This window comes from Syntrophales bacterium (assembly GCA_035363115.1).
Taxonomy (GTDB): domain Bacteria; phylum Desulfobacterota; class Syntrophia; order Syntrophales; family PHBD01; genus PHBD01.
In genome coordinates this window covers 154,437-180,545 of record DAOSEM010000005.1, presented here as the reverse complement: position 1 = coordinate 180,545, position 26,109 = coordinate 154,437, and the positions used below count along the sequence as shown (strand labels likewise).

The window sequence follows — 26,109 nt, the reverse complement described above, 5'->3', positions numbered from 1 at the left end:
CACACAGGCGGAAGGATCGCCATGATCCGGATGATCTTCGTCATGACGGCTCTTCTGCCTTTTTTTTGCACTTCCCCCGCGTCGGCCGAGGCGGCCTTCCCGTCCGGCCTCTGGGAAATGACCGCCACCATGGAAATCCAGGGGCTCGCCCCCGGCCTGTCCCGTCCCCACGTCTACCGGCGTTGCCTGACCGGAAAGGATCCCATTCCCCGTGAGCCCGAGCGGGACCGGCAGTGCCGCCTCCTCCGGTCGAGCCTGGAGGGCGACGCCCTCACGTGGAGCGTACGGTGCGAGATGGACACGGGATCGATGACGGGAAAGGGACGGGTTCTCTTCCGCGGAGAGACGCTGACGGGCGTAATGAAGGGGAAGATCCTCGGGAAGAAAGGGAAAACACTTTCCGTAACCCAGCGGATCGAGGGACGGAGGATCGGCGACTGCCCGAAGGCTACGGAAGATCCGCACAGATCCGGGACACCACCTCGGTAAGACCGAACCCCGCCTCAGCGGCCGACGCGAGGAATCCCGCGTCCGGCGACAGGCAGGGATTCGTGTTCACCTCCAGCACCCAGGGTCGGCCGTCTTCATCCACCCGGAAATCCACCCGCCCGTACCCGTGCAACCGGAAAACATCCCAGCACCGAAGGGCTATTCTCTCCAGGGAGGACAGGAGGTCCGCGTCCTCTCCCGGAAAGTGGAAACGTCTCGGGGTCTGCCGGTACTCGAAGGAATCGGCGTCCCACTTGGCCCGGTAGTCCACCAGGCGCAGCTTGCCGGGGGGAAAGGCGTCGAAGAGGATCTCCGCCGGGGGAAGGACCCGGGGTCCTTTTCCGTCCGCCAGCAGGGAGAGATTGAATTCGCGTCCTTCGATGTAAACCTCGGCAAAGCAGGCCCCGCCGGTTGCGTCCCGGCGAAGTCGGAGAGCCTCCCGAAGCCCCGCATCCCCGTCCGCGAACAGAACCGAGCCTTCGTCGATTCCGATGGATGCGTGCTCCCAGACGGACTTGACGATGTATCGGCCCGGTTCGATGGGACCGGAAAGGCCGCCTTCCATCGGAAACCAGGACGGCGTGTCGATCCCCTCGAGGAGCATGATCCGCTTGGCCAGGAGCTTGTTCGACGTCAGGTAGGTCGCGTCGGCGGAGGCCCCGGTGAACGGGATGCCCAGCACGTCCAGGACCAGCGGGCCGAGCGCGATGAGACAGCCCTTCCCCGCCACCGACTCGACGAGGTTGAAGGCGAAGCGGGGCCGGAGACGGCGGAGCGCTTCCAGGGCCGCTTCGAGGTCCATCGAGAGGGGAACGGGGACGGGCCGATGCCCGAGTGACGCGAGGGCCCGGCAGACGGTCTCCACCTCCACCAGCACATCCTGCTCGTCCATTCCGGAACCGTCGGAAACAGACCCATGCAGCACGGCCACGGTCATGGTCCGGGTCCGCCGTTTCCCGCCGCGGTGCGCCGCAGGGCCGAGTCCATGATCCGACCGAGGAGGTCCCGGTAGGAAATCCCGCCGAGGGTGCAGAGAATCGGGAGGTCCGAGTGCTCCGGGTGGAGGCCCGCCAGCGGATTCACCTCCATGAAGTGCGGCTCTCCCCGCTCGTCCGAACGGATGTCCACCCGCCCCCCGTCGCGGCAGCCCAGCCCGCGCCACGCAGCCAGGGCCACCGCCGCGGCCCGCCGGGCCTCGCCGTCGTCGGCCAGGCGGTAACGAACCAGGCGCTCGCAGTATTCCTTGTTGATGTAGGAGTAGACCTCCTTTTCCGCTTCTGCCAGGAGAAGAACCTCCATGACCCCGACGGTCTCCGCCTCCTCCCCGGTGCCGACAACGCCCACGGTGAATTCGCGCCCCGGGAGGAACCGTTCCACGAGGACGGGCTGGCCGTAGGCACCGAGCAGGCGGCGGCAGATCCTCTCCAGCGCACCGGGGGAATGAATCACGGACTCCCCCGTGATGCCCTTGCCCGTCCCTTCCGCCACCGGCTTGACGAAGAGCGGAAAGGGGAGGCCGACGGCGGCGATGTCCGCTTCCTTCTCCACGACGGCGAAATCCGGCGTCGGGATGGCGAGGTCGCGGACGACTCGCTTGCACATGCCCTTGTGGAGGGTCAGGGAGAGAACGAGGGGATCGGAAAAGACATATGGAATGCCGTAAGCCTCCAGCAGGGCCGGCACAAGGCTCTCCCGGCCATAGCCCCGAAGGCCCTCGGCGATGTTGAAAACGAGATCCCACCGCGCTCCCGCGGCGAGCCGTCCGACGAGGGAGCGCGCGTGGCCGATCCGATCCGTCCGGTACGACAGGGAACGGAGCGTCGCCTCGATGGCGTCGATCGTCTCCGCCCGGTCGAATTCCGCCGTTTCCTCTTCGGAATAGCCCTCCGCCAGGTAGTCGTCGCGGAGGTCGTAGACAAGGCCGACGGTCAGTCCTGTTTCACGATGCGTCACGGGCTGCGGCCTTAATGGACTTCATGATGGACGGGACCGCCGTCCGGGTAACGGAAGACCTTCCCTTCATAGTTACGGATGAGAAGATCCGGACCGTCGCGGCCGACCACGTATTCCGGCAGGAGGGGGATCTTGCCGCCCCCGCCGGGGGCATCGATGACGAAGGTCGGAACGGCGTATCCGGTTGTGTGGCCCCGCAGGCCCTCGATGATTTCGATGCCCCGGATGACCGGCGTCCGGAAGTGGGCCGATCCCGGGATGGGATCGCACTGGTACAGGTAGTAGGGCCTGACGCGGATCTTGAGCAGGCCCTGGAAGAGCCGCCGCATCACCTCCACGGAATCGTTGACACCCGCCAGGAGCACCGTCTGGCTGCCCAGGGGAATCCCCCCGTCGGCCAGGCGCATGCAGGCCTGGCGCATCTCCGGCGTCAGCTCGTCGGGGTGGGTGACGTGGATGCTGAGCCAGAGCGGGTGATACCTTTTGAGGATCTTTACCAGTTCCGGCGTGATCCGTTGCGGGAGGGTAACGGGGACTTTCGTGCCGATCCGGAGCATTTCCACGTGCGGAATCCTGCTGAGCCTGGAAAGAAGCCACTCAATCTTCCGGTCGTGGAGCGTCAGGGGATCGCCGCCTGACAGCAGGACGTCCCGGATGGCGGGGTGTGATGCGATGTAATCGATCGCCTTCTCCCAGTGCATTCTCAGGCTGCTCTCGGCACCGGACCGCCCGATTATGCGGGACCGCGTGCAATACCGGCAGTAGGCCGCACAGGTCCCCGTCACGAGAAAGAGGACGCGATCCGGATATCGATGAACCAGGCCGGGCACCGGGCTGTCCTTTTCCTCATCCAGGGGATCTTCCTTTTCCCCGTCCACCCGGAAACACTCCTGCATCACGGGAATCATCGAGCGGCGCAAGGGATGCGAAACATCCATCGCATCCAGCAGGCTGGCATAGTAAGGGGTGATGGCCACCGGACGGGGTCCCGCCGCGTAGGTCATGGCGCTCCGCTCTTCCTCGGAAAGCCAGATCATCAGCCCCAGGGTCTCGTAATCGCTGATTCGGTTTTTCAGCTGCCAGCGCCAGTCCTGCCATTCTTCCCGGGAAACGCCCGAATAGAAGCGCTTTCGGAAGGCCTGGGAGCGGCGGCTGTCTGTAAAACGGGAAGGATGCCGGTCGGGACGGACCGGGATGGGGGGAGGCGGTGAAACGGCCGGATCGTGGGGAACAATCAGGTCATGGGCGGCTTTCTCCAAACCTGTCAGGCCGTTGAGCAGGCCTGGGGGCTCCATTTCTTCGCTGAAAAGGGACTCGATTTCCATCGTCCGACGCCTCCGGCTTGCCGAGCCTTCATTTTTTTGCGTTCCTCGACCGGAAATTCCGCTCCGGCCGTCGTTCCATTCAACCCCGGAAAACCCCGTTATCATGGGCGTTTTCTATTGCGTCTCATAAGGCCAAGGGCGACGTCTTGTCAATAAAAAAGGCGCCTTTGTCTTACTTTTTCTTTTCGCTTGACCGGAGGTTCCTCCCGGCTTTACATGCCCTTGAATTCGCAGGGAGTCTGATCATGCCCGAACTGCCGGAAGTGGAGACGCTGCGCCGCCAGCTGCTTCGAGAAATCAGGGGAAAGAGGCTCCGGGTCCTCGCCATTCACGATGCGAAACTTGGACCCGCCCCGAATCTGGAGGGACGGAAGATTGACAACGTTTGTCGACAGGGAAAATTCCTGGAGATCGCCCTTGACGATGGATCCGTCCTGCGGCTCCATCTCCGGATGACGGGCCGTCTTTTCCGGAATGACATGGCGGAGGGTGCGGAGTTGCCCGCCCATACAAGGTTCCGGCTGGTCCTGGAAGACTGCGAAGTCATCGGGGTCGATCCGCGGCGGTTCGCCACGCTGACCCTGGAGCAGCCGGACCGTCACCGCCCATCCGGGCCGGATCTCCTGAAGAACCCGGATCCATCCGCCTTTCAGCAGGCCGCCCGGAAAAGGCGCCTGGCAACAAAGGTGTTCCTCCTCGATCAGGCGGTGTTTCCGGGTATGGGAAACATCTACGCCTGCGAGATTCTCCATTCTGCGGCAGTGGACCCGAGGAGGCCGGCATCGGAGGTGACACGGAAAGAATGGGAGACCATCGGCCGCGAAACAAGGCGGATTCTGAATCTGGCGGTCCGCTGCCGCGGCACATCCGTGTCGGATTGGCGCGACCTTCACGGAGACGCCGGGGAATTCCAGCATCACCTTTGCGTGTATGGCCGGGAAGGGATGCCTTGTCCCCGCTGCGGGTCCGGCATCGAGCGAATCGCATTGGGCGGCAGGGGGACCTGGTTCTGCGCAAAATGCCAGAAATGAGGGTATACGGACCCCTGTGCGATGCCGGCGCGGGATAGAAGACTCGCGGGCGGAAGACGGGGCGGGCAGCCCGGAACGTCCGCAACGACAGCGGGGGTGCCCCTCTCGGGAACACCCCCGTTTGCCAGTGCCGCATCGATCCGTCTTCGTTCGACAACCCCTCCGCAACCGGCAATTCCGCCGGCAACAGGACGCCTAATCCGCCTGGTTGATGCCCGAAAGCTGCCAGGAACCGCCGCCCACGGGCCGCGTGTATGTCCAGAACTCCTCAAATTTGACTGGCTCCGTTTTGCTGCCGGAGATCAGATCTCCGGACTCGCTGGTCGTATAGTCCAGGAGATTGGCCAGGAACCGCACCGTCACGAAATCCTGCCCCTGCTCCTGCCAGGCCTCGGTGATCTCCACGGACCTCACCGCGATATTGTCGAGCCGGTTGAGCTTCTTCTCCGCCCGGAGCTTCTCGGCATCCGCCTGCATGAGGCCGTACATCCCGTCCGTCAGGAGTGCACGGATGCCCGTCATGTCCCGGTTCGCCCAGGCCCCCTGGACGCGGAAGAAATGGTCCGTGCAGAATTCGTTGAAACGCTTCTCGTCGAAGGAGGGATCCATGCTGCGGATATGAGCCAGGCCGGCCGCGAGGTCATCCGCGGCCACCACTCCCGTCTTGGCGACCGTCTCAAAGGAAAGGGGCGGCTCCTGCCAGGTCGAAGCACTGGTGGAAGAATAGGCGGCCGCCGTCGCTTCCCTCTGTTTCCTTCGCTTGATGAACCAATAGATCCCGTAGAGAAGCGCTCCAATCAACAGGATATCGAACAGCCCGATGCCGCTTCCGCCTATGCCCCGGGCCATTCCGCCCGCTCCGTGGCCGAAGCTGCTGAAGAGCATGCCGCCCAGAATGCCGCCGAGGGCTCCCGCACCGAAGGTTCGCCAGAAGCTGGGGCGTGGCTGCGCGGCAGGATTCGGCATGGGGCTCGCCTGCTGCGTCGTCTGGGGGGTTGTGTACGCCCGGCTGGCTGGCTGCGTCGCCTGCGGGGACGTGGATGTCCGGCTTGGCGAGCTGTAGGAGCGGGATCCGCGACTGCCCATGGACCGGCCGCCGCCGGCCCGGGCCCAGGCATCCATCTCCAGGACCCATATCATGAAGAAAAGCGTTGAAACGACCATTACACCGACCTTCATCCAAGTTTTTCGCATCCCTTTTCCCCGATCCTCTATTTATGATCTTACACCATCTGTCCCGGCCGTTTCTATCTCCGGCCTCTCCCGTCGAACAGCCCGTTCCATTTCAGTCTCTTCTCATAATCAGCATGATGATAATGGTGAATGAGGTCAAAATGAGAAGAAATACGGACGTCAGGATGAACATATTCGCGATGCCGTAATCAATGATTGTTGCAAGGAACCCTCTTACCTCGATCGGAAAATCAATATAGAAAACCCCATCCGGATGAGTAACTCTGTACCTCTTGTCATACCTTCCCTTGGGCGCATCTTTCCAGGACTCCGTCCAGACGATGACTCTCGTTTCGGCTCCCGCCTGCATTGGACCGACAAGAATACGTCCGTTGAAATCCGACGAAGAAACCTCTTTCTCATTCTTGACGATCTGGGAATGACCTTTAAAAGGAACTTCTATGTAAATCTTACTGATGTCCCTATCATCCCGATTTTTCAAAACAACCGTCAGAATGGAGTTTCTTTCAGAAAAACAGCGAAAATTTTCTTTGACTTCCTCATTGCCGATTCTCCCAATTTCCCTTCGGATTGAATCGGGAAAATGGAAAGTATAATAATGCCCTTGTGCCTCCAGGTTATAGCCGTTTGCAGGTCTAAAATGATCATAAAGCTCAAAGGCCAGCCAGATGATGCCCAGAAGCACGCATATCTTGATCAATTGCACCAATATGCGACGTACGTTCGTCACGGTATGGTTTTTCCTTTACCATGCATCATCGTCGACCGATTGATACAATCAGGCGACTTGCATGTTCATTTTCCTGGAATCCGTCCGGTATCTTTTTTCGAAGCCACATCAAGATTGGATGAAAAGCATGATCCGGGTTATCCGTATCTCCGTCTGATATCTTTCCATTCATTTGAGTTTCAAGACCCTTTATGTAAGAGAGTCTTGTTCTCTGTTCCCTGGTGCAGCCCTCTATTAATATCAGAAACGGCATTGTTTCGGCAATCGATAGAATAAATCTGAATCGGGAAATCGAATTCGGCAATAAATACAGGCTATCATGCGAGAGGCAAGATGATCCTCATCAATAAAAAAAGGGCTCAATGGATTTTCTTAACCATTCAAGCCCTTGTTTTCATTCTGGTGCCGGAGGTCGGAATCGAACCGACACTTCCGCGAGGGAAGGGGGATTTTGAGTCCCTTTTTCGTCATTTCCTTTAGTTGCCCTTTACCATACAAACTACTTGACATCACAGATTTTTGTGGCATATTTAGTTTCACATGACCACCTTTAAAAAAACACCATTTCAGCCCCAAAGTGGGGAGAGAATGGGGAGAGAAAGTCGGGGGATTTCAACATCTGCGGACAAAATGGATTTTAAAAATGGGGAGAGAATGGCGGGGGATTTCAAAGAGCATCCGAAGCCAAAGATTGAATTTTGTCTCCACCCCATCCCCGTTCGCTGTCCTTATACAGTAAGTCTCTGGGGGGTGCAATGACTGCGAAGTGGATTGGCTCAAAGTTCAAGGGTGTCCGTTATTACGAACATCCAACGAGGAAGCATGGCGTCAAGAAAGACCGCTATCTGGCAATCCGGTATCAGAGGGACGGGAAGCGTGTTGAAGAGGGGATCGGATGGACGAGCGAACGGGACCCCGAGGATAATCAGTACTGGACAGAGGAAAAGGCGGCGCTTGTCCTGGAACGGCTGAAAGGCGCAGCCAAGCACGGCAAGAAGGAGGCTCCCACCCGCATTTCAGAAAAGCGGGAGATTGAGAAGAAGCGTCGGGAAGAAGAAAAGACAGCACAGGAGCAGGCCGAAAAGGAAAACACCACCTTCGGGCAATACTTTGAAAACGTCTATTCTCCCATATCCAAGGTTGGAAAGAAGAAAGGCACGACCCGGAAGGAGGCAGAGCATTTCAAGAACTGGATCAAGCCCGTCATAGGGAAGATCCCAATGAAGGACATCAAGCCCTTCGCCATCGAGAAGATGAAAAAGAAGATCCTCGATGGCGGGAAATCCCCTCGCACACTGCAATACGTCTTAGCTACCGTGCGCCAGACTTGGAACATGGCAAGGCGGGACGGGATCGTTTCCGGCGACTCCCCCACAAAGAGCGTCAAGATTCCCAAGATCGACAACAGGAGGATTCGCTTTCTGAACCACAACGAAGCTGAAGCCCTCCTGAATGCGTTGCAGACTAGATCACACATAGCTCATGACATGGCGTTGTTGAGCCTACACACCGGTTTGCGCGTGGGGGAAATGGCTGCTCTGAAATGGGGGCACATTGACCTTGATCGGGGCATCATCACCGTCATGGACCCCAAGGGTGTTGAAGGTCGTGCCGCTTTCATGACCGACAAGGTAAAGGCCATGTTCAAGGCCAGAGATCGAGGAGGTCCGGCCGACTATGTATTCTCCAAGAGGAACGGGGACCGACTGAATGAGATGCCCAAAGCATTTTTCGAGGTCGTGGAGGAATTGGGTTTCAATGAAGGCATCACGGATCCGAGACAGAAGGTTGTTGCCCATACCCTGAGGCACACCTTCGCAAGCTGGCATGTTGAGGCAGGGACTGACCTTTACGTTTTAAAGTCACTCATGGGCCATTCTGTCATTCAAATGACGGAACGATACGCGCACCTTGCGAAGGGTACCCTATTCAATGCAACAACAAACCTTGAAAGGGCCATTGATAGCGCGGCACAGAAGAAAGAGGATCAGGCCGGGCAGATAGTGGACTTCCCCAAATAGACGGGATTGCATTATACCAAAGATTAGTATATTGGTGAACCATGACATGGACGGTGAAGCTGTCACGGCAGGCAAGAAAACAGATTGACCACCTGCCCCAAAGAGTCAGGGAAATCTTGATCACCCTGATGCGTGAAATCGAGATACAAGGTCCGGTCCGGGGAAATTGGCCGAACTATGGACGGCTGGAAAGCAGCCGCCATCACTGCCACCTGAAGAAGGGGAAACCCACGTATGTGGCGAAATGGGAGGTCAGAGACAAGGAAGTCAAGCTTGTGGAGGTGATTTATGCTGGCACACACGAAAAAGCACCCTATTGAAAAAATCGAATTGCGGTTCATCGGTCCCGCCGGGAACCTGAAAAAAGCCATTGAGGCCATGAAACCGCTTGGATTTGTGGATGCATCGGATTCCGTTCCGTGGCGGGATGCATTCCCCAACGACTCCGAAAAGCAGTTGATCGGAAAGGCACTGGCCGGGGCGAGGTACCGGGAAGGCATGACGCAGATCCAGCTTGCCGAACAGACCGGCATTCCTCAGCGGCATATCAGCGAGATGGAAAACGGCAAGCGTCCCATTGGGAAGGAAATGGCTAAGCGTCTCGGTAAGGCGCTGAATGTCAGCTACAGGGTGTTTCTGTAAAAGGGGATAGGCCCGGGCTGATCACCTGGGCCGAACGGCGGCGCCCCTGGCCGCCGTCACTTTCCAAGAGTCATATCATATGCATGGGGCAGACAGACAATGATAGATCCCAAAGAAATTGCTCGCTTAAAGTGGGAATACATCATGCGGATAGACGGTTATTTGGAACTATGCCAATGGGTCAGATCCCAATTCCCGGAAGAAAAAGATCCCCAGGCTCGCCGTATCTTGGCTCGGTTTTCAGGGATAGGTGATATAAATTTCTCAAATCGATTACCTGAGATTTGTAGACCAATTAAATCAGATCAATGCATAGAGGAAAATCCTCTTATTACATTATATTTCAAACATGGTGACGTATTTAAAATTGACTTTGATGATTACTGGAAGAAATACACAAAAATTAACGGAAAAGAACTCGAAAATGCAGGACAACACGGGATTATTCGGCGATGGCCTGTAAGAACAAAGCCTGTTGATTATTACAAGAAGATTGTTCAATATGATCTTCAAGACGCAGAACGCAGATACATCAACGCAACAGAAAATCCAACGATTAAAGGATTTATAGAATACTTCACTCATTATATAGAAGATGGACATGGCGACATATTATTACTGATTAGACCATATGAACATTATAGTATAGAAAAATACAAAAGTAATTTTTCATCCATTATTAAAAAAGAATTCTTAAGTAATCGTTTTCGCAAGGACGAATTAAAAAGGTATCTGGCAGTATATGACCTTAAGAAGCAAGGTTTAACCTACAAGCAAATATGCAGAGAACTTGAACCAAATTGTCGTGGTAACTGCTCAAATAGCAAGGATAAGAAATGTCAATATGATGAGCTCAAACGCGTTTCTTTAACATCAGATTATCGAAAGGCAAAACAGAAAATGAATAATATTCTAAGCGGTAAGGCCATTTGGTGGTAAGCTCTGTCGTGTATGAAATAAGAACCACCACCTTATTTCATACGTAACAAATAACAACACTACCCTTATTTCACACGTATAAAATAAGCATCCCGCCCTTCTCTTTACTTACCTGATATTAAATCATCGATTAATTTGCCACCAAAAGAGCAAACAAAAAACCTTTTGGAGGCATTTCATGGAAACACCGTCCTTTCAGTCGTTGAAGAGAACTTGGCCGTCCGCTTGGGTCAGCCGCACCGAAGTTGAAAAATTCACAGGCGGGATCATCAACCAGAAATATTTGGCGAACCTCGACAGCGCCGGAAGAGGCCCCGAGGGGCGGGTGCGTTGTGGACGGAAAATTTGTTACCCCGTCGACAGCTTTATCAGGTGGCTTGAAAACCGGTCCCAGGCGGTCGGAGGTTGATCGGCCATGAATTCACCTTCCCTGTTGATCGTCCTAGACCCTGAAACCCTTCGGCTAGCAGAGTTTCGCATCAATGCCGACAATGATCAGGAGGAAGCCCGCCTCCGGGAGATTGCGAGATGGATGGAACAGGCTGTGAAAGAACGGGGGTCCGATTGTAGGGGCCATTCATCATGAACACGGATTTCCGGCTCTCCACGGCATTTTTCGAGAACATTAAGACGGTTAAACTTACCCGTTTGTTGGGATCGGATGGAGTCGTGGGGCTTTTAAAAATCTGGACCTATGCGGCCCGTCACAGACCATCGGGGGATTTCTCCTGTTGCAGTCCGGAAGACCTGGAAATCATCTCCGGATGGAACGGAGATCCTTCTGCTTTGGTTACAGCCCTCCTGGACCTTTGCTTCATCGAACGAACGGAGAAGGGTTTCAAGATTCATGATTGGGAAGAGCACAACCATTGGGCTGCCGGTGCTGTAGCCCGGACGGAAAAGGCAAGAAGGGCTGCCCAAGCCCGTTGGGAACGTGTCGATGCTCGTAGCATAACCGAGCATTGCACCGAGCATGCTAAATGCAATGCCCCTCTCCTTTCCTTTCCTATCCATAAAACAACATTGTCCGGACAACCGGACAATTCGTTCGAGGACTTTTACAGACACTACCCCAACAGGCAGGGAAGAAAACGAGCCCTCGATGCTTGGAATAAGCTCATGAAGAAGGGAAAAGTGACGGTGCAAACCATTATGGATGCTCTTCAAAGCCAGATTGCCCATAAAGAGCACCTCCGGAACACAGGCCAGTTCTGCCCGGAATGGCCAATGCCTGCAACATGGCTCAACGGCCGGAGGTGGGAAGACGAGATTCCCGGTCAGAGCGAACAACGAACAGACAACAGCAACACAGTTCATTCCGTCACCTGCCCGGCATGCAAACGGACTGTGCTTTCGTCCGACATGCAAGGTTCCGTGTGCATCTTGTGTGCGGAGGTGACCGATGCCTGAGCATCCGGAGATTCGTTCACTTGAAGCCGAGCGTGCCGTGATCGGCGCCATACTCCTGGACCGGAATGCTCTACCTGCTGTCCTGGATGTTGTGACGCCCGGTGACTTCGATGCGGAGGCACACAGGCGGATTCTGGCCGCTGTCATTGCCCTGCAGGACCGGGGGCAACCGCCGGATCTGATTCTCCTGGCGGATGAACTTCGGAACAGGGGGCATATCGAGGGAGTAGGAGGACCCGCATATCTGGCCGAACTCATGGATTCGTCGCCATCGGCGGCGAATGTGGCCCACTATGCCCGCATCGTCCACGAGAAGGCGGCCACGCGAAAACTTGTTGAGGCTGCCCGCAGGATCATAGCCCGTGCACATGACCTGAACGGTGACGGCCTAGATGCTCTGATTGCCTTCTCACAGAAAGAAATCTTAGCCGCTTCATCAGCAGGGGCCGGATCCACGGGCATGGATATCCGGACCCTCATAAAGAAGACCTTCAGGGATATCGAAGAACGTCATCAGCACGGAGATGCCCTGCCCGGCCTGTCAACAGGGCTCGTCAGCCTGGACACTCTCACAGGTGGATTGAAGCGAGGGTGTTCCTACAGCTTCGCCGGACGTCCCGGAACGGGCAAGTCCGCCCTGCTTGGTGGAATAGCCCGGACTGTTGCGGGTACAGGCGGTCCCGTCCTCATCAACAGCCTGGAAATGCCAAAAGATGAAGTCTCTCTCCGCTTTTTGTCTGCCGAGGCAAAGATTGACGGATACCGGCTTTCCAGGGGCTACCTGAAGGAAACCGAATGGCCCCGGATTGCTCATGCGACCGACGCCCTGGCCAAGCTGCCCATAACCATCGACGACACAGCCGGGTTGCCCATTGATCGCCTCATGGCACGTGCACGTCGCATCAAGGCGGAAAGTGGTCTTGCCCTGGTTACTGTCGATTACTTGCAGCTTGTCCGGCCGTCTCAACGATGGGCCACCCGGGAAGCGGAGGTTGCAGAGGTATCACGATCCCTGAAAGTGCTGGCCAAGGAATTGGACGTGCCTGTGGTTTCTGCCGCACAGCTTAACCGGGCAGTCGAGTCCCGGAAAGACAAACGCCCTACATTGGCGGATCTGAGAGAATCAGGTGCCATCGAACAGGACGCAGATGTGATTGTATTCCTCTCGGCAAACGAAAGCGAAGAGACCGTCAACCTGACAATTGCGAAAAACAGACAGGGGCCGACGGGCAAAGTCTCCCTGATGTTCAACAAGAAGCTGACACAGTTTTCTGATGTGAAGCGGGAAGCCTGACAATATATGAATGAAAACATGGTGTTATGCATCATTTTCAATGGGTCCTTTCGAAGGGGGGCCTTAAGCAGGGGTCAGGGGAGCCCGAAGGTCGTCTGCGTTCAAAGTTGAAAATTCAATGTAACTTAAATTTTTTCATCGGAGCATCAGATGGACGAGAAAACGATTGATCGCCTCATGAAAGCCGGAAAGTTGGCCCGGGTGCGAGCCTATCAAAATCTGATTGAGATGATTCGCGCAGGCAAGCCGCTGAAGCCCTCAGAAATGAAGCTCATGGAACGCTTGGAAAGGGAATTAAGCCCCTCGCCGGTCGACGGTGAAGCGGAGAAACCGCCGGAGCGGATCGATGGAATGCAGGCGGCTGCCCTCTATGTCGGCAGTTCCCGGCGCATGCTTTCATACCATATCAAAAAGGGACACCTCAGGCAGCTTCCGGATGGAGCCTTTGAACGGTCGGAACTTGATCGGTTCCTCGAGAAGTATGGCCGGAAGGTGGAAGAGCCGGGCAGCCTGGGTGAGCAAAAGGCTGCTGCGGATCTCCGCTTTCGTCTCGCCAAGGCGGCTTCGGCTGAAGTGGCTTTGGCCCGGGAGACAGGAGCTTTGATCAGCCGGGACGAGGTTCAATCCGAGTGGAGTTCCAGGAACATCGAATTGAAGACGGCCCTCCTGGCGTGGTCCAACAAGTTGCCGCCGTTGCTCTTCGGTTTGGACCGGCGGGAAATGTCATCCGTCTTGCGGTACGAGGTTTATCACTTGCTGGATCGGTTCAGTAGGACAGGCCGATGGACGCCGCAGGTATCAAGCACCAGGGAGAAGAAGGCCAGCAGTAGTAAGCGGACAGGGAGGGGAATGAAGCGATGAAACGGAATCTTCGAATAGATGAAGTTGCTGAAATCCTGGCTTGCAGCAGGCGCAGTGTTTATCGACTTCTCGAAAATGGCGAGCTCGAAGGATTCCGCGTCAAATCAGACATTAGGATTACACCCGAGAGTGTTGAGACATTCAGACAGCGCCAGGTCTCCCGTTTTCGAGAAGAGATTGGCATGGGCTAAGATTATCTGTGTCTGTATGTGCCCCTGTGGGACTCACTGATTCGACAACTCCCGGCCCTCCCCTGTATTCTCTCACCCGTAATTCTAACTGATCCTTTCCGGGCTGCCCGGTCGGTTGAAGCCCCCGCCGGCCGGGTGCCCCCCAAAGGAAACTAAACGGAGGTGCAAGATGGAAAACGCAGCAACTTTCGAATCGGCGGTCCTGTTGATTGCGGCCCAGGAGGGATGCGATCGCATTGAGGCAATGAGGCGGGCCAAGGAACGAAATCCCCTTCTTTACTTGGAATTCGCTGAGCGTGTGAAAGCGGGCGGTCCGGATCGCACGGCGGATCTCTTCGATGCCGTGGGACTGAAGAGTGAGCGGGCGTTTGAAAAGATCGTGGCCGATAATTTCAGCCGAGGCATGGGCAAGAGCGAATCTGTCTTGGCTGCGATGAAATCTGATCCGGGGGCATATGACCGCTACCTCCGGAGGCTTCGGAACGGCGAGCACATCCGGTTCGATCTTAACCGGTGAGGAGGTAACACGACCATGATCAACAGCGACATTGCAGAGCTTATCAGGGACCCTGTCATCCGAACGCGGGAGATTTTGGAGGAAGTGAAACGGATCCGGATGAAGCCGTTTCTCACCGAGGACGACGAAAAGCAGTTGGCCTTGCTCCGGGTGGACCTGATGGGGCTGTGCCCTCCTATCAGATTCTCTTGGCGGAATGCGGCGCCGTGCGTCGACCTCTGGGCGGAGTTGATCACCCTCAACGAAGGAGTGCAGGGATAACATGGAAGCCACCGATTTCAGCAATGGTCAGATTTGGGGAATCCTTCCGGACAGCCTGGACATGCTCGTCCGAAGTTACCTGGATATCCGGGACCGCAAGGATCTGCCCGCCGAGGCGGCCCGATACGTAACTTCCGGGCCGGGTGCCGACGAGAAGCCTTACACGATGTTGAACGGGGCAGCAGTAATCCCCGTCAACGGCACGATCACGAAACGGGCGTCCTTCATGTCCATGATCTACGGGGGCGCATCGGCTGCGGGAATCATCCATTCCCTGAAGACCGCCCAGGCCGACGCGGAAGTGAAGGCCATTGTCCTGTCCATCGACTCCCCCGGGGGAACAGTGAGCAGCGTTGAATCCCTGGAAGAGGCGGTCCGGAATGCCGATGCCGTCAAGCCGGTTGTGGCGTTCGGAAACGGCATAATGGCCAGCGCGGCCTACTGGATCGGCAGCGCGGCCCGGACGGTCATCGTCGAGAACACGGCCCAGGTGGGAAGCATCGGGGTCCTGATGGTCCATTACGACTGGTCGGAGAGTGACCGGCAAATGGGCCTGAAAAGGACCTTCATTTCCGCAGGCCGGTATAAGGCCCTGGGGAACGATGCGGAGCCCCTTTCCCAGGAGGCCAGGGACAAGATCGAATCTCAATTGAACCACTACTACAGCCTGTTCGTGGATGCCGTGGCCAGGAACCGCCGGACGGATGTGCAGGCGGTCCTGGACAACATGGCGGACGGGCGGGTGTTCATCGGGAAACAGGCCGTTGAGGCGGGATTGGCCGACCGGACAGGCAACATCGAAGCGGCTGTCAATACGGCCCTTGCCTTTGCCACAGGGAGCGGCGCTAAGGGAGGAATCTCAATCAAGGCGGAGCAGGTAGCGGAAACATCGATCACCGGTACCGAAGCGGGCAAGACCGAACGGCAGCGGATCATGGGGCTGGCAATGCGCCATTTCGGCGAGGAGGACGGCAAGAGGTTCAAGGCCCTTGTGGAGTCCGGCGTCAGTGTCGAACAGTACGCGACGGTTCGGAAGGCCACCCCGGCATTGGCGACACCTGCCGAGACCGAGGAAGACAGGACAATGGCAAGAATGTTGGCCGCACTGAAGGAGTCAAGAACGGAACAGGGTGGAAAAGATTTCATAACCCTGGTTGCGGAAACCGTTGTCGCCACGAATTGCAGCCGGACGGAGGCCATGAAGGCGATCATTCGGAAGCATCCGGAGGCGCACAAGGCTTACATTCAGAAGATGAATTTATAATCAACAGCGATCACCAGGAAGAAAGGGGCTTTCAATGGGTACGAAAACGACGGACGTGGAAACTTTAGTGGAGCAGCGGATTGAACAGCTTGTGAAGCTGTTGAGCAAGAGCCTCGACGGCGAGGTCCAGAGCGCCATCGGTGAGCTTGATTTAATCGAGGGCCGGATGGCCCGGTGCAGGGAGAAGATCTCCGCATGTAAGGAGCGTCATGCTGCGGAAAGGAAAAAGTTGGATCAGACCCGGCTTCTCAATGTGAGTGAGATCATCGACAATGACAGCGAACAGATGTTTGTGGATGCGGTTTCTAAGGAGGGGGAAATTGCTTCACGTGCCAGTGGCTACGAGCGGATCGTGGAAGACCTGGAAGATACCCTGTTGCGCTTGGAGAAAGACCGGGATGAAGCCCGCAGGAAGATATCTTTGCTCGTTACGCCGAAAGTCACTGCCATCAAGGCCGAAATCAAGAATAGCCTGGATCGTATCTTGGAAGAGTCGGTTTGGGTGGAGCTTCGGGCGTGGGACCGGGCCTGTTGGGCCATAGACAAGGCAAGCAAAACGAGCGGCGACGTTGCCAACCATTGCGCCCTGATGATGCTCACCCCCACGAAAGTCAGGGAGCATATTCCTCCGTATTGATCCCCCTGGGGCCCTAGAGGCGGTCAGACAAGCGAAAGCCCGGACCATGTTCCCGCATGGCCGGGCTCTCTAAATCGCGTTTCAGAAAGGGAGACCGGGACCATGAAGGAGGTACGTCCAGGCGAAACGGATCCGAGACGATTGAAACTGAAACCGGCATTTCAGTCAAGGTGCATCAACCAAGGTGCTCGTTAAAATTTTGTCATGGACCAGAAACATGGACGGTCATTTTAGACGCTAGAAATGGTTTTCTCCTCCTGGACGGGTAGTTGAGTCGTCCCGGCACCTGAAAATTGATTCTAGGCCCTGAAACTTTTCATCACGGCCCTTTCTTGAAGATCAATGAAACACCCCTCACGTCAATTTCACCGATCCAGGCGGCCGACCATCCAGAGGGCCGAGCTCATGGAGACCATCCGCCGGGAGCCTTCCCTGCACGGCGAGGTGGGCCTATGGTTGGTTATCCTGTTTGACACGGTGGAGGCCCTGAGAAAGGAGCCCCAGACACGCCAGGACCGGGAGGATCAGGAGTTGGCGCGGAGGTTCGTCTTGGAGCGGGGCGGGGTGTTTGAGCATATTGCTAACGAGTTGGGGGTTGAAGAGATAGAGCTACAAAGGAAAATACTTGAGATCATTCGATAGATGGCATAATTTTAGACTAAATAGAAAGCCCCAGAGATAATCTCCGAGGCTTCATAATCCGCTGATTTACTTATTTATTACCTACTTGAATAATGTGAATAATGTGACCGGTGTGATTCGTGTGACCAGTGTGAAGAATGTGAGTTATGCCAGTTTGTGTTTGATTGATTCAATATGCTCCCCGAATCCTGAAGATAGAGAGGCGTACTTTCCGATATTTGACCATTGTTAACCACAAAAGCGTTGGCATCCTTAAAATTCAAACCGAGAATCGCGAGGGCGCCAACGATCATAACTCCCAATTTCATTAGAAATTTTTTCATAGGCATCTCTCCTTCCCGCTGTGTAAGCATATGTATGGTGATCTCTAAACACCCAGGTGCATTGAAAGTCAAGAGGTTTTAATATTAGGTTAATGCTAGGATCCCCTTGCTTATGAAATTTCCTGATGTTCCAAAAAATCCAGCACAATTATCCCGCTCTTTGCATGAGTTACATTCTGATATGTATTTGTTTTTCCAAGATGATATTGACCTCCTGCTATATCTCCACAATTCTTTGGGTAGGAGGCACAGCGGCAGATTGTAAATGGATACATTCATCCCCGCCCTTGCGAGTACTTTGACCGCCTCTCTGAGATCTGATATATAATCTATTGGATCAATCCACACTTGAGATATATTTTCCAATGCTCTCCCGGTGATTTCCATACCCATTAGGGCCACATGTACAGAAAATGGAAAATTTCTATAGATGAATTCAGATGATTGTCTTAATCTCTTGTAGTTCAAGGCACTGATGACATTTCTTATTTCTATCTTCTGATTGAAACGAGCAAGATTTGTTATACCTTTTATCGTCTGATAAAAGCTACCAGGAACTCCAACAATATCATCATGTAAATTGTCCTCATCCGCATATAACGCAATACAAAATGTTATATCTGGGTGCCCGACATTGACAACCCCTTTTGTGAATTCAAACTCCTGAAAATTTTTTCCATTAGTAAGTACAGCCAGTGGAGTATCCGGAAGTCTTTCTTTGCATTCTTCAACAAGTCTTATGAAGCCTGCGTCAAGTAGTGTGGGCTCGCCACCGGTAATACATAATGATCTTGTGTTTTTTCGATCCATGAGCTTAATAAGCTTCATGTTTAATTCTTGAAGACCTGGCTTGTCGGATCTTGGGGGCTGCGGGCACATTATGCAGCGGCAGTTACATCTCTCTGTAGCCAGAAGAGCATTATCGTAGGCATGAATCTCGTACAGCATATTAATGCTGCCATTTGGTTCCAGCAGAACGACATCGCCATCTTGAAGTTTTCTAAGATCGCTTCCGTCAATACCATAAATACAGGGGGATCGCATGCCTGATTCGGACACATTCTTCAAACTAGTAATTATGGCAGAATAGAACAAACTGCTACCGAATCGAGGCTTTTCCCTTACGACGATACATGTACGCCTCGATAGCAACTGATATCGGTCAATTACTACTTTTCCTATTATCGGTTCTTGTAGATTAAGAGCTTTCCCTTGGCAATTCCACATGTTTCAAATCCAGTAATGGTTTCTTCGTAATCCAAGACCAGAATACATTAATCACATTCTCATTGTTTTTCCTAAGTAGCTGAAATAGATAGTCGAATATGGCTATATTTTTGGAGCAGAAAAAGCTTTGGGGCCTGTTCCCTATAATATGTCCGCTTTCTACGTAATTTCTTACCGGATCAGCACCGCAATAACTTCTATAAACACACGACACACAACCCGGCATGGTTTCAACACATGAACTTTTTGTTAGTTCTCTGAGAACATCACCACCGAATATTTTCAAATAACTATCACGCATAACGTTGCCAAGTTTAAATCTTCTGTCTCCCATTTTGGCAAGCATTCGGCCTTCATCTGAGGGATAAACATCTCCATTACGGTCATATATTGCTCCACAAATCCCTGCGCCGGATGGCGATTGTAAGTCCATAAATCCCGTGCAATACGGTGTTAGTATTCTGGTTAAAAGTAATGATGTATAGTATTCCTCGAAGTAAGTTCCTTCCTGATTAACTTGTAAGATGTATGAGAGTGCTTCCTTGTAAGCCTTGATAAAATCGTCGCAACTATATGTTGTTATATCTTTCTTCGCATATCCGAAAGGGTTCAAGGCTCGTAGAAACATACCATTGAATCCTAATCGTATGTACTCATCAATAACATCCCTCATTCTTGTGAGGCTTTCAACAGAAGTCGTCATAAGTGCTGATACATTTTCATGGCCAAGAACACTTCTTGTTAGGTTCAGTTTATCTATGAAAAGAGCATAACTACTTTTTCCAATTCGTAGAACTCTGTTTTTGTCATGCAGATCCCTTGGACCATCAAGAGATGTTGAGATGAGAATACCGTGTTCTTTAATAAAGGCCAATTTCTCTCGATCTACTAGAGTAAGATTCGTACAAATGACAAATTCGAGCGACTTCTTCATTTTCTTATTCAATTTTTCCGAATATAACACTATCTCACGAACAGCCTTCCAATTTAATAATGGCTCTCCCCCTTGAAATTCAATCTTGATTGTAGGAGATGGAGATTGAAAGATAGTATCAACGACTTTTCTAGCAACGTCCAACGCCATATCCCAACCAAGGGCATCTTCACTTTCACTAGACGCGTGACAATAACGACAACGGTGATTACATCTTGCCGTAATAACTACCATGTGAAGAACAGTAAAATTTCGAAGAAAGGCTTTTTTTGTTCTATATTTAGTAGCAAGAAGATCTACAATCGGAGCAACATCTGTATCTGTTGCAAAATGCTTTCCCTTTAGATCTAGGAATACATTAGATTTCTTATCTAAGCGTTGATTCACAAAGGCGTGGAATTCTTCATCGTTGAGGAATAGAAATTCACCAACTTCGTTAACAAGAAGATATTCATTATTACTCGTTCTTGAAAACGAAAATGGAAATATCGTATATGCCTTTGGCTTTTGCATCATATATCATTAAGTCTTTGGTCTAGATTTTTAATCGGAGTAAATGCATGCTCTACTATCAGTTCTCGCAACCGACCATATTGCTTTTCAAGGTCAAGCCGCAACTGTTGATCAATGATATCATTAAGAAAGCTCTCAGCTAAGCCTTTAATATCTTCAACAGAATAGCCAGAGCCCGTTTGAGGGGAAAGTGTTACTTCAACATCATACTCGCCCAAAGGGCTTATTTGGGCTATGCATCGACCTGTTAGTTTATACATGGCAGAAAATACGGCGGATTTTTCGTACAACTGTTTGCTGAGAATTATTTTTACATTATCATTGTTAATCTTGATTGTTTCCATTGGTCAACTCCAAATATTAATATATCCCTTAATACTCAACAATCTTTGTTGCCCAGCAATATGAATTAGTATGTCATGCATTAGGGAGGACGTTTTCAGTTAATTAATCACAATGCTCTAAATATTTCTCAATAACACTGGTTTTTGATAACCAATAATCCTCCACCCATGCTCTTGTTTCTGAATCACTTGTAACATCATACAATGTTTTCATTCCATAGGATTCAAAGTTGCCGACAATAATATCACCTTCGCTTGGATCTGTACCGCCAAACCATTCAAGAATCGCATATCCATTATTTGTTTCAACTATGTAATAACTACATCCAAATTTATAATAAACAACATATCCCTTTGCCGCAAAAGATATTTGTGGAATCGCGATAATCACTAACAATAACAAAAAAAATAGCATATACTTATAAATGTTATTCATGTGCTTTCCCACTTAATATTGTCAGTTATTATGCAACAGTGAAGCCAATACCCTTCATAAGCCACCTTGTCGTATTCTTGTCAAGAGACTGACCTCTCCCTTTAAAACCTCTCAAGTCTCCAAATGGTTTGAATCCAGCCAACTCGAATAGTTCGGCATTCAATGCTTCAGCATAATCGAGTACGTCAATTATTGCTTGGCGTATATCTGCATCCTTGACACTCTTACCATGGATAACTTTGTCACGTATTTTTTCTGCTTCTTTGATCTTCGAAAGAGTTGAAGTATCAAGGGATTTTCCAAAGACATTATTATATAGGTCGAGAAACCCACTCCTTGTTAGATGCTGCTTATTTATAATAATATCGGCAATATTTGATTCAGCCCTATGAAGTTTAACAACACCGCAGTATAATATTCTATTATGTGCCTTCTCAGTATGAAGAAAAAGATAAGCTAGCGACACTTCATAAGGGTGGTTTTTAACGAGACTCAACAGATGCATAAAATACTTTTTCACTTCTTCCGAACACGACTCATACTTCTTTAGGATCGCCTTATGTGATGGCGTACTATCGGTTGTCAAAAGAAATTGTCTCCTTTCGGAAGATAGTGTTGAACTTATTGGGTGTGGTCATCCAGTTTCTTTGGGTTATTAAGTTGATCAACGAAATCCCTTTTATGAAGGGGTATAAGTATATATGTAAACAGGTGACAGTACCACTCGTTGAAGCTTTTGGCGTCCTGCACTTGCTCACCGATCAAGTCACAATCCTTCAGCCCAAGGGCCTGCCGGGCTTTCAGGGAAGTGCTGAAGAGCATTACACATCGCTCTCAAATTAAAATATTTCCAGCTGCTAAGTGCTTGCATCTCCTGTACACAACTTATTTATACGTTCATGTAATATGTAAGCCCTTTTCTGCAAGAATTCTTCAAATGTCAACTTTGAGTAATCAACCTCTTCCGGACTGGGTAACAGATTTGACTTAAATATATTAGAAGCTTGCTGTCCATGTTCATAAATAAGTTTTGGAAGGTATTCGAATGGAGATTGATCGCTAATTCTCTTGTTTTCTGATGCAGCAAGCATGCATATATTAACCAACGAATTCACATTTTCTATTGAATCTTCTCTAAATAGGAATGCTTTAGGATAAATATGGTGAAACTCTTTTTTGTTAAATATAGATAATGCGTCGGCTGTATCTATTAACGCACCGTTAGTAAGATTGCGTGGGGCGTTTAGGGCAAGCATTAAAATAAATGCTCGTGATCTTGAGTTGTTACTGCGGAAAACAACTTTAGGGAGAGTTTCAACACTAATAATTGACCCAAAACTCGCATCAGGTAACCCTCCATTAATTATAAACTCATCAATGGCCTCAAGATCTTTTGAAACAAAGTGTTCGGACGCTCCTCTATACCGTTCTGAAAATGCACTTTGCCAAAACCATTGCCGTGTTCTTTCAATATTTTGTTGATTTAAACCTTTACGCTTTGCAAATATATATGTAAGTATTATCGCAAATGCTTCATACGGTAAGAAATCCCAACTATATACTTTGAACTCCGTAGTTAGAAGGTCAACAGTTTTTAGGAGAGCCTCCTTGGCCGTTACAACGAGCTCATCCATCGTATTTCGTTTGAGATTGCGAAGAGATAAGACTTGATCACGTTTAATACCCCTGAAGTGAACAGCTGCAAGGCACTTCAGCACCGTGTCTCCCTCGATATCTCCAAAACTCTTTGGTCTAAGACTATCAGCAATTATATCTGCCTCATCATTAAGATCAAACTCCTTAGACCAAGTAGCTGCTACCATGAGGTCATATGTTGATAGTCTGGTACCGGAACTATTAATTCTTTCGAATATTGGGCAAACCTCCTCTACAGTTAGGTCCTTCAGTATAACGACAGGAATTCGATAATTTGTGAAAATGTCAATTAGTTGATCTAGACGCTGTTGCAGTTGTTCACCCATTGGATGGCTCACAAGCCCAGCCCGGAAATTCAGCAATTTTGTTGTATCAAAGAGAATGCGAAGTGGAAAAATATGGGATTGATGACGATCAGGCTTTCTTATGAATGTCTCATTTTCTAAATCATAAGCGGCCTGAAAGCCAGGATCACTTTCGGGTGCTCCCAGGCAGGAGTAGATAACGGTTAACCTTTGTTGTCCATCTAGTACATAATCTGTTGGGGTCAGATCATCTGTCTCCGGCAATTGAAAGTCGCCGATATTTCGCTCAGCTGCCAGTTTGTTCACTGTCTTCCAAAACAGAAGGCTACCGACCGGATAGTTACTGGCAATACTATCCAGCAGGTTCAATGCCTGCTCCTCATTCCATATAAACTGGCGTTGAAATTTCGGGATCTTGATCTCACCTTTCTTAATCCCTGTAATCAGATCTCTTGGCAGTGGTGTGTCAGTTCCAAGACGACTAGCTACGTTTGGTTTCATAGTATTAACCTGACGTTAATTGATTTCAATTATTAACATTATCGGTCCCAGATGACGTCACATTACACTTCAAACGGCCATCACTCTTGTCTACATTATTCTGCCATTGGAGAGGACGTAGGTTAGACAAAGTGTCAGGTCCACCGGGTGAAATATGATCAATTTCCCATCCATATTGTGAATTGCGGTTGCCATAAGATTGCCTCCTTATCCATGCATTACATTCATCTTTTCTGTATACATTATGATCATTGTTAGGAACAATTCTCCCCTTTTCCCATACTTTCTGGATCATATCATTTGACCAAGCCATGCGATTCTCCCTCCCTTCTTAATGATCTGAAATCAAGATCCTGAGTTTAAATAACATTTGTAATCCTGAAGATTGGTTCGGATATTGGCGTTGCTGAGCGTAAGGAAGACTGAAGGCTTAAAGGAAGGCAGATATAAGATAAAATGTTGGACCTGACGGATTGTCGCCCTTACCACGGTTCCCCCCTATGACATGACTGACAACCACAGAAACGGAACCAAAATAATTCAACAGAGTCAAGCTTTAATGTAAATATTTCTGACTGGCAAGGTGGTCGGAAACCACCCAGTTTCAACCCGCCCCACAACTCCCCCCTTGACTTTTCCCCCCGCTGAGGTATCCTGAACCTGCCTAAAAACCAAAGCGGAAGGTCACCCGTCAGTGACTATTTTTGTTGGTGCCATAACGCAAAATTGCCATCGGATGCTGGGATACGGCAACGCCCCAGGAGGCTTCTTTGGAGCCTAGGCACATCCGATGGCTTTTTTCGTCTATGGGGGTTTAGTATGAACGAGCAGAGTCAAGAGCGGTTGGAGGTGTTGCAGGATCAAGCGTTGCAAGCGGCAGGGAAGAAGCTGGACGACTTAGAAGACGTGCTCGGAAAATTCCCGCCGGTCACCGATGAAGAGCTTGCGGATCTGGAAGAGAAGATCGATCCGGAAGAGTGGGAAAAGTTCATCGAGGCCATCAAGGAATGGGAGCGGGAGGTTGACGAGCAGTTGGAACGCCTCCTGGACGTCCTGGACGGAGGAGGTGACGGCGATGCGAAATGACAAGCTGTCACCGGCAGAGGAAATCAGGGAACATGGAAAGTCCGCCCAGGGCAGAAAGGAATTGATCAAGCACCTGGACGGCAACAGGCTGACCGCAAGGGAAGCCATCCTAGCCAAGTGTTACGACTGCTGCGGGCACTTCGTAGACGGCAAGGAAGACTGCCGAGTGACCCGTTGCCCCCTTCACCCCTTCATGCCCTATCTGGAATCCAAGGAAAAACAGCCGAAGCGACTCCTTTCAGAGGAGCAGCGACGAGCTATCGGGGAAAGGCTGCTGAGAGGACGCACAGCAAGACGACAAAACGCCCCTTCAGAGCCACAGCGTATTGAGAATTATAATATCCCCGAAATTTTCTCCCCCCAGGACGAAGGATTGGTCATGTCGAAGGAGGTGAGGGCAAAATGATGCAGAAAAGGAATCATGAAATGCCAGTGGGGAAACTGGCGCGGAGGGTCCGGGAACTGAAGGCCGAGTTGGCCAGGGAGAAGAGCCGGATAGTCGACGACATGGTGGAGGCCCGGAACTTCGGCGGGACGTGGTACGGGAAGCCCTACGCCCTCCAAGACGTGATGAACAGCGAGAAGATGGAGGAGATGGGCCGCCTGTGGTTGGAGATGAAGAAGGCGGGCATGGTGCCCCGAGGAGAGGACCCGAAGAAGTCACCGGACTTCGCATTCTGTGAACAGGTGTTTGCCATGCTGGAATATCTGATCATGAACGCGCCCAGGGTAATGGATTCCCTGTTGGCCTTGCAGATCCGCGCCATGAAGGCGGAGTTGTCGGCATTCAGGGTGCAAGGGGTTGCCAACGCCGTCACAGATGAAGTATCGTTCCGCGGGCAGATCGTTTAACCACGGCTGATTCTGAAGGCCAGGGGGTGTGTGACAAGTCGCTCCCTGGCTTTTTTACATATCCGCTGCAACCCACGTAGACAGGGCGTTTCCCGAGGATAGGACGAGCAATGACACTGACAGCAAATGATCTTTCAATGTTAAAAAGTGGGGAGAGAATGGGGAGAGATGTCAAGATTGAGGCAAAAGAAAAAGGGTTCGACAGCTCTTTGAAACTGTGGAACCCCTTGATTTCATTTGGTGCCGGAGGTCGGAATCGAACCGACACTTTCACAAGGAAAGGGGGATTTTGAGTCCCCTGCGTCTACCAGTTTCACCACTCCGGCACGGCGGCGAGATTATCCGCGGGGGTAGGCAAAGTCAAGAGAATTGTATTGACAATGCCGGAAACGCTATGTTAGGGTCCTCGCCTCTTGGAAACGTGGGGTTGTAGCTCAGTTGGGAGAGCGCTTGAATGGCATTCAAGAGGTCAGGGGTTCGACTCCCCTCAGCTCCACCAGAAAAATCAGGGGGTTAGGCAATAAGCCTGAC

28 protein-coding genes and 2 tRNA genes are annotated in these 26,109 nt (G+C 51.7%); 18 read left to right on the top strand and 12 right to left on the bottom strand.

Features of this window, described 5'->3' with window-relative positions:
* Positions 1–21 precede the first annotated feature (21 nt).
* Entirely contained in the window at positions 22–489 is a 468-nt protein-coding gene (locus tag PLO63_11780) for a DUF3617 family protein (protein ID HOI74811.1), read from the top strand.
* Here the strand turns inward: PLO63_11780 and PLO63_11775 are convergent.
* From PLO63_11775 to PLO63_11765, 3 genes are read right to left on the bottom strand one after another with little or no spacing between them, the layout of a single operon-like run.
* Positions 449–1,426, bottom strand: coding sequence for a hypothetical protein (locus tag PLO63_11775; protein HOI74810.1), 978 nt, complete (start codon positions 1,424–1,426; stop codon positions 449–451). The two genes, PLO63_11780 and PLO63_11775, sit on opposite strands and share 41 nt — an antisense overlap.
* On the bottom strand, positions 1,423–2,442 hold the full coding sequence (locus PLO63_11770) for an ATP-grasp domain-containing protein (GenBank protein HOI74809.1): 1,020 nt from the start codon (positions 2,440–2,442) through the stop codon (positions 1,423–1,425). Before PLO63_11770 ends, PLO63_11775 begins: the two co-directional genes overlap by 4 nt.
* Before the next feature lie 11 nt (positions 2,443–2,453).
* A complete protein-coding gene (locus PLO63_11765; protein HOI74808.1) occupies positions 2,454–3,767 on the bottom strand; it encodes a KamA family radical SAM protein in 1,314 nt (437 codons plus the stop codon).
* A gap of 245 nt (positions 3,768–4,012) precedes the next feature.
* Here PLO63_11765 and mutM point away from each other — a divergent pair, with 245 nt between their 5' ends.
* Positions 4,013–4,798: a bifunctional DNA-formamidopyrimidine glycosylase/DNA-(apurinic or apyrimidinic site) lyase gene (gene mutM, locus PLO63_11760; protein HOI74807.1), complete on the top strand. Its 786-nt coding sequence runs from the start codon at positions 4,013–4,015 to the stop codon at positions 4,796–4,798.
* A gap of 195 nt (positions 4,799–4,993) precedes the next feature.
* Here mutM and PLO63_11755 read toward each other — a convergent pair whose 3' ends face one another.
* Positions 4,994–5,977: a Tim44 domain-containing protein gene (locus PLO63_11755; protein HOI74806.1), complete on the bottom strand. Its 984-nt coding sequence runs from the start codon at positions 5,975–5,977 to the stop codon at positions 4,994–4,996.
* A gap of 106 nt (positions 5,978–6,083) precedes the next feature.
* Positions 6,084–6,722, bottom strand: coding sequence for a hypothetical protein (locus PLO63_11750; GenBank protein ID HOI74805.1), 639 nt, complete (start codon positions 6,720–6,722; stop codon positions 6,084–6,086).
* Between the two features lie 755 nt (positions 6,723–7,477).
* Here PLO63_11750 and PLO63_11745 point away from each other — a divergent pair.
* From PLO63_11745 to PLO63_11690, 12 genes are all read left to right on the top strand, one after another.
* Positions 7,478–8,743 carry a site-specific integrase gene (locus PLO63_11745; protein HOI74804.1) on the top strand — a complete coding sequence of 422 codons (1,266 nt, stop codon included), beginning with the start codon at positions 7,478–7,480 and terminating at the stop codon, positions 8,741–8,743.
* Positions 8,744–8,784: 41 nt separating this feature from the next.
* Entirely contained in the window at positions 8,785–9,063 is a 279-nt protein-coding gene (locus PLO63_11740) for a cytotoxic translational repressor of toxin-antitoxin stability system (GenBank protein ID HOI74803.1), read from the top strand.
* Positions 9,032–9,385 (top strand): helix-turn-helix transcriptional regulator, encoded by a 354-nt coding sequence (locus PLO63_11735; protein HOI74802.1) that lies wholly within the window; start codon positions 9,032–9,034, stop codon positions 9,383–9,385. Before PLO63_11740 ends, PLO63_11735 begins: the two co-directional genes overlap by 32 nt.
* Positions 9,386–9,484: 99 nt before the next feature.
* Complete coding sequence (locus PLO63_11730) at positions 9,485–10,324, top strand: hypothetical protein (protein ID HOI74801.1); 840 nt, start codon at positions 9,485–9,487, stop codon at positions 10,322–10,324.
* A 582-nt stretch (positions 10,325–10,906) separates the two neighbouring features.
* Positions 10,907–11,734: a hypothetical protein gene (locus tag PLO63_11725; protein ID HOI74800.1), complete on the top strand. Its 828-nt coding sequence runs from the start codon at positions 10,907–10,909 to the stop codon at positions 11,732–11,734.
* On the top strand, positions 11,727–13,028 hold the full coding sequence (dnaB, locus tag PLO63_11720) for a replicative DNA helicase (protein HOI74799.1): 1,302 nt from the start codon (positions 11,727–11,729) through the stop codon (positions 13,026–13,028). The genes PLO63_11725 and dnaB overlap by 8 nt, the downstream gene beginning before the upstream one ends.
* A 150-nt stretch (positions 13,029–13,178) precedes the next feature.
* A complete protein-coding gene (locus tag PLO63_11715) occupies positions 13,179–13,889 on the top strand; it encodes a hypothetical protein (GenBank protein ID HOI74798.1) in 711 nt (236 codons plus the stop codon).
* 360 nt (positions 13,890–14,249) lie between these two features.
* The gene (locus PLO63_11710) at positions 14,250–14,597 is read left to right on the top strand and encodes a hypothetical protein (protein HOI74797.1); all 348 of its coding nucleotides are present in this window, start codon (positions 14,250–14,252) and stop codon (positions 14,595–14,597) included.
* Between the two features lie 15 nt (positions 14,598–14,612).
* Positions 14,613–14,858 carry a hypothetical protein gene (locus tag PLO63_11705; GenBank protein ID HOI74796.1) on the top strand — a complete coding sequence of 82 codons (246 nt, stop codon included), beginning with the start codon at positions 14,613–14,615 and terminating at the stop codon, positions 14,856–14,858.
* Between the two features lies 1 nt (position 14,859).
* Positions 14,860–16,122, top strand: coding sequence for a signal peptide peptidase SppA (gene sppA / locus PLO63_11700; GenBank protein ID HOI74795.1), 1,263 nt, complete (start codon positions 14,860–14,862; stop codon positions 16,120–16,122).
* Positions 16,123–16,156: 34 nt separating this feature from the next.
* The gene (locus tag PLO63_11695; GenBank protein ID HOI74794.1) at positions 16,157–16,759 is read left to right on the top strand and encodes a hypothetical protein; all 603 of its coding nucleotides are present in this window, start codon (positions 16,157–16,159) and stop codon (positions 16,757–16,759) included.
* 405 nt (positions 16,760–17,164) lie between these two features.
* The gene (locus PLO63_11690; GenBank protein HOI74793.1) at positions 17,165–17,401 is read left to right on the top strand and encodes a hypothetical protein; all 237 of its coding nucleotides are present in this window, start codon (positions 17,165–17,167) and stop codon (positions 17,399–17,401) included.
* A gap of 407 nt (positions 17,402–17,808) precedes the next feature.
* Here the strand turns inward: PLO63_11690 and hxsC are convergent, their stop codons facing one another.
* From hxsC to PLO63_11660, 6 genes are all read right to left on the bottom strand, one after another.
* Positions 17,809–18,819: a His-Xaa-Ser system radical SAM maturase HxsC gene (gene hxsC / locus PLO63_11685; protein HOI74792.1), complete on the bottom strand. Its 1,011-nt coding sequence runs from the start codon at positions 18,817–18,819 to the stop codon at positions 17,809–17,811.
* Between the two features lie 103 nt (positions 18,820–18,922).
* Positions 18,923–20,398 (bottom strand): His-Xaa-Ser system radical SAM maturase HxsB, encoded by a 1,476-nt coding sequence (gene hxsB / locus PLO63_11680; protein ID HOI74791.1) that lies wholly within the window; start codon positions 20,396–20,398, stop codon positions 18,923–18,925.
* Positions 20,398–20,742: a His-Xaa-Ser system protein HxsD gene (hxsD, locus tag PLO63_11675; GenBank protein ID HOI74790.1), complete on the bottom strand. Its 345-nt coding sequence runs from the start codon at positions 20,740–20,742 to the stop codon at positions 20,398–20,400. Before hxsD ends, hxsB begins: the two co-directional genes overlap by 1 nt.
* 103 nt (positions 20,743–20,845) lie before the next feature.
* Positions 20,846–21,178, bottom strand: a complete 333-nt coding sequence (locus PLO63_11670) for a hypothetical protein (protein HOI74789.1) — start codon at positions 21,176–21,178, stop codon at positions 20,846–20,848.
* A gap of 28 nt (positions 21,179–21,206) precedes the next feature.
* Positions 21,207–21,698: a hypothetical protein gene (locus PLO63_11665; protein ID HOI74788.1), complete on the bottom strand. Its 492-nt coding sequence runs from the start codon at positions 21,696–21,698 to the stop codon at positions 21,207–21,209.
* A 337-nt stretch (positions 21,699–22,035) separates the two neighbouring features.
* On the bottom strand, positions 22,036–23,640 hold the full coding sequence (locus PLO63_11660; protein HOI74787.1) for a DUF262 domain-containing protein: 1,605 nt from the start codon (positions 23,638–23,640) through the stop codon (positions 22,036–22,038).
* Positions 23,641–24,459: 819 nt separating this feature from the next.
* Between PLO63_11660 and PLO63_11655 the strand changes: the two genes are divergently transcribed.
* Genes PLO63_11655 through PLO63_11645 form a run of 3 tightly spaced genes read left to right on the top strand, consistent with a single transcriptional unit; the run spans position 24,460 to position 25,578 of the window.
* Positions 24,460–24,726, top strand: coding sequence for a hypothetical protein (locus PLO63_11655; protein HOI74786.1), 267 nt, complete (start codon positions 24,460–24,462; stop codon positions 24,724–24,726).
* Positions 24,716–25,132, top strand: coding sequence for a hypothetical protein (locus PLO63_11650; protein ID HOI74785.1), 417 nt, complete (start codon positions 24,716–24,718; stop codon positions 25,130–25,132). The genes PLO63_11655 and PLO63_11650 overlap by 11 nt, the downstream gene beginning before the upstream one ends.
* 20 nt (positions 25,133–25,152) lie before the next feature.
* Complete coding sequence (locus PLO63_11645) at positions 25,153–25,578, top strand: hypothetical protein (GenBank protein ID HOI74784.1); 426 nt, start codon at positions 25,153–25,155, stop codon at positions 25,576–25,578.
* Positions 25,579–25,816: 238 nt separating this feature from the next.
* On the opposite strand, the gene PLO63_11640 is transcribed toward PLO63_11645, so the two are convergent.
* A tRNA-Leu gene (locus PLO63_11640) sits at positions 25,817–25,904 on the bottom strand.
* 97 nt (positions 25,905–26,001) lie between these two features.
* Between PLO63_11640 and PLO63_11635 the strand changes: the two genes are divergently transcribed.
* Positions 26,002–26,077 (top strand) — tRNA-Ala (locus PLO63_11635).
* The last annotated feature ends 32 nt before the right edge of the window (positions 26,078–26,109 follow it).

Excerpts from the sequence above, each read along its gene's own strand:
- PLO63_11780 (HOI74811.1), top strand. The coding sequence starts at position 22 with ATGATCCGGATGATCTTCGTCATGACGGCTCTTCTGCCTTTTTTTTGC.
- PLO63_11775 (HOI74810.1), bottom strand. The coding sequence starts at position 1,426 with ATGACCGTGGCCGTGCTGCATGGGTCTGTTTCCGACGGTTCCGGAATG.
- PLO63_11765 (HOI74808.1), bottom strand. The coding sequence starts at position 3,767 with ATGGAAATCGAGTCCCTTTTCAGCGAAGAAATGGAGCCCCCAGGCCTG.
- mutM (HOI74807.1), top strand. The coding sequence starts at position 4,013 with ATGCCCGAACTGCCGGAAGTGGAGACGCTGCGCCGCCAGCTGCTTCGA.
- PLO63_11755 (HOI74806.1), bottom strand. The coding sequence starts at position 5,977 with ATGAAGGTCGGTGTAATGGTCGTTTCAACGCTTTTCTTCATGATATGG.
- PLO63_11745 (HOI74804.1), top strand. The coding sequence starts at position 7,478 with ATGACTGCGAAGTGGATTGGCTCAAAGTTCAAGGGTGTCCGTTATTAC.
- PLO63_11740 (HOI74803.1), top strand. The coding sequence starts at position 8,785 with ATGACATGGACGGTGAAGCTGTCACGGCAGGCAAGAAAACAGATTGAC.
- PLO63_11735 (HOI74802.1), top strand. The coding sequence starts at position 9,032 with ATGCTGGCACACACGAAAAAGCACCCTATTGAAAAAATCGAATTGCGG.
- PLO63_11730 (HOI74801.1), top strand. The coding sequence starts at position 9,485 with ATGATAGATCCCAAAGAAATTGCTCGCTTAAAGTGGGAATACATCATG.
- PLO63_11725 (HOI74800.1), top strand. The coding sequence starts at position 10,907 with ATGAACACGGATTTCCGGCTCTCCACGGCATTTTTCGAGAACATTAAG.
- dnaB (HOI74799.1), top strand. The coding sequence starts at position 11,727 with ATGCCTGAGCATCCGGAGATTCGTTCACTTGAAGCCGAGCGTGCCGTG.
- PLO63_11715 (HOI74798.1), top strand. The coding sequence starts at position 13,179 with ATGGACGAGAAAACGATTGATCGCCTCATGAAAGCCGGAAAGTTGGCC.
- PLO63_11710 (HOI74797.1), top strand. The coding sequence starts at position 14,250 with ATGGAAAACGCAGCAACTTTCGAATCGGCGGTCCTGTTGATTGCGGCC.
- PLO63_11705 (HOI74796.1), top strand. The coding sequence starts at position 14,613 with ATGATCAACAGCGACATTGCAGAGCTTATCAGGGACCCTGTCATCCGA.
- sppA (HOI74795.1), top strand. The coding sequence starts at position 14,860 with ATGGAAGCCACCGATTTCAGCAATGGTCAGATTTGGGGAATCCTTCCG.
- PLO63_11695 (HOI74794.1), top strand. The coding sequence starts at position 16,157 with ATGGGTACGAAAACGACGGACGTGGAAACTTTAGTGGAGCAGCGGATT.
- PLO63_11690 (HOI74793.1), top strand. The coding sequence starts at position 17,165 with ATGGAGACCATCCGCCGGGAGCCTTCCCTGCACGGCGAGGTGGGCCTA.
- hxsB (HOI74791.1), bottom strand. The coding sequence starts at position 20,398 with ATGCAAAAGCCAAAGGCATATACGATATTTCCATTTTCGTTTTCAAGA.
- hxsD (HOI74790.1), bottom strand. The coding sequence starts at position 20,742 with ATGGAAACAATCAAGATTAACAATGATAATGTAAAAATAATTCTCAGC.
- PLO63_11670 (HOI74789.1), bottom strand. The coding sequence starts at position 21,178 with ATGAATAACATTTATAAGTATATGCTATTTTTTTTGTTATTGTTAGTG.
- PLO63_11660 (HOI74787.1), bottom strand. The coding sequence starts at position 23,640 with ATGAAACCAAACGTAGCTAGTCGTCTTGGAACTGACACACCACTGCCA.
- PLO63_11655 (HOI74786.1), top strand. The coding sequence starts at position 24,460 with ATGAACGAGCAGAGTCAAGAGCGGTTGGAGGTGTTGCAGGATCAAGCG.
- PLO63_11650 (HOI74785.1), top strand. The coding sequence starts at position 24,716 with ATGCGAAATGACAAGCTGTCACCGGCAGAGGAAATCAGGGAACATGGA.
- PLO63_11645 (HOI74784.1), top strand. The coding sequence starts at position 25,153 with ATGCCAGTGGGGAAACTGGCGCGGAGGGTCCGGGAACTGAAGGCCGAG.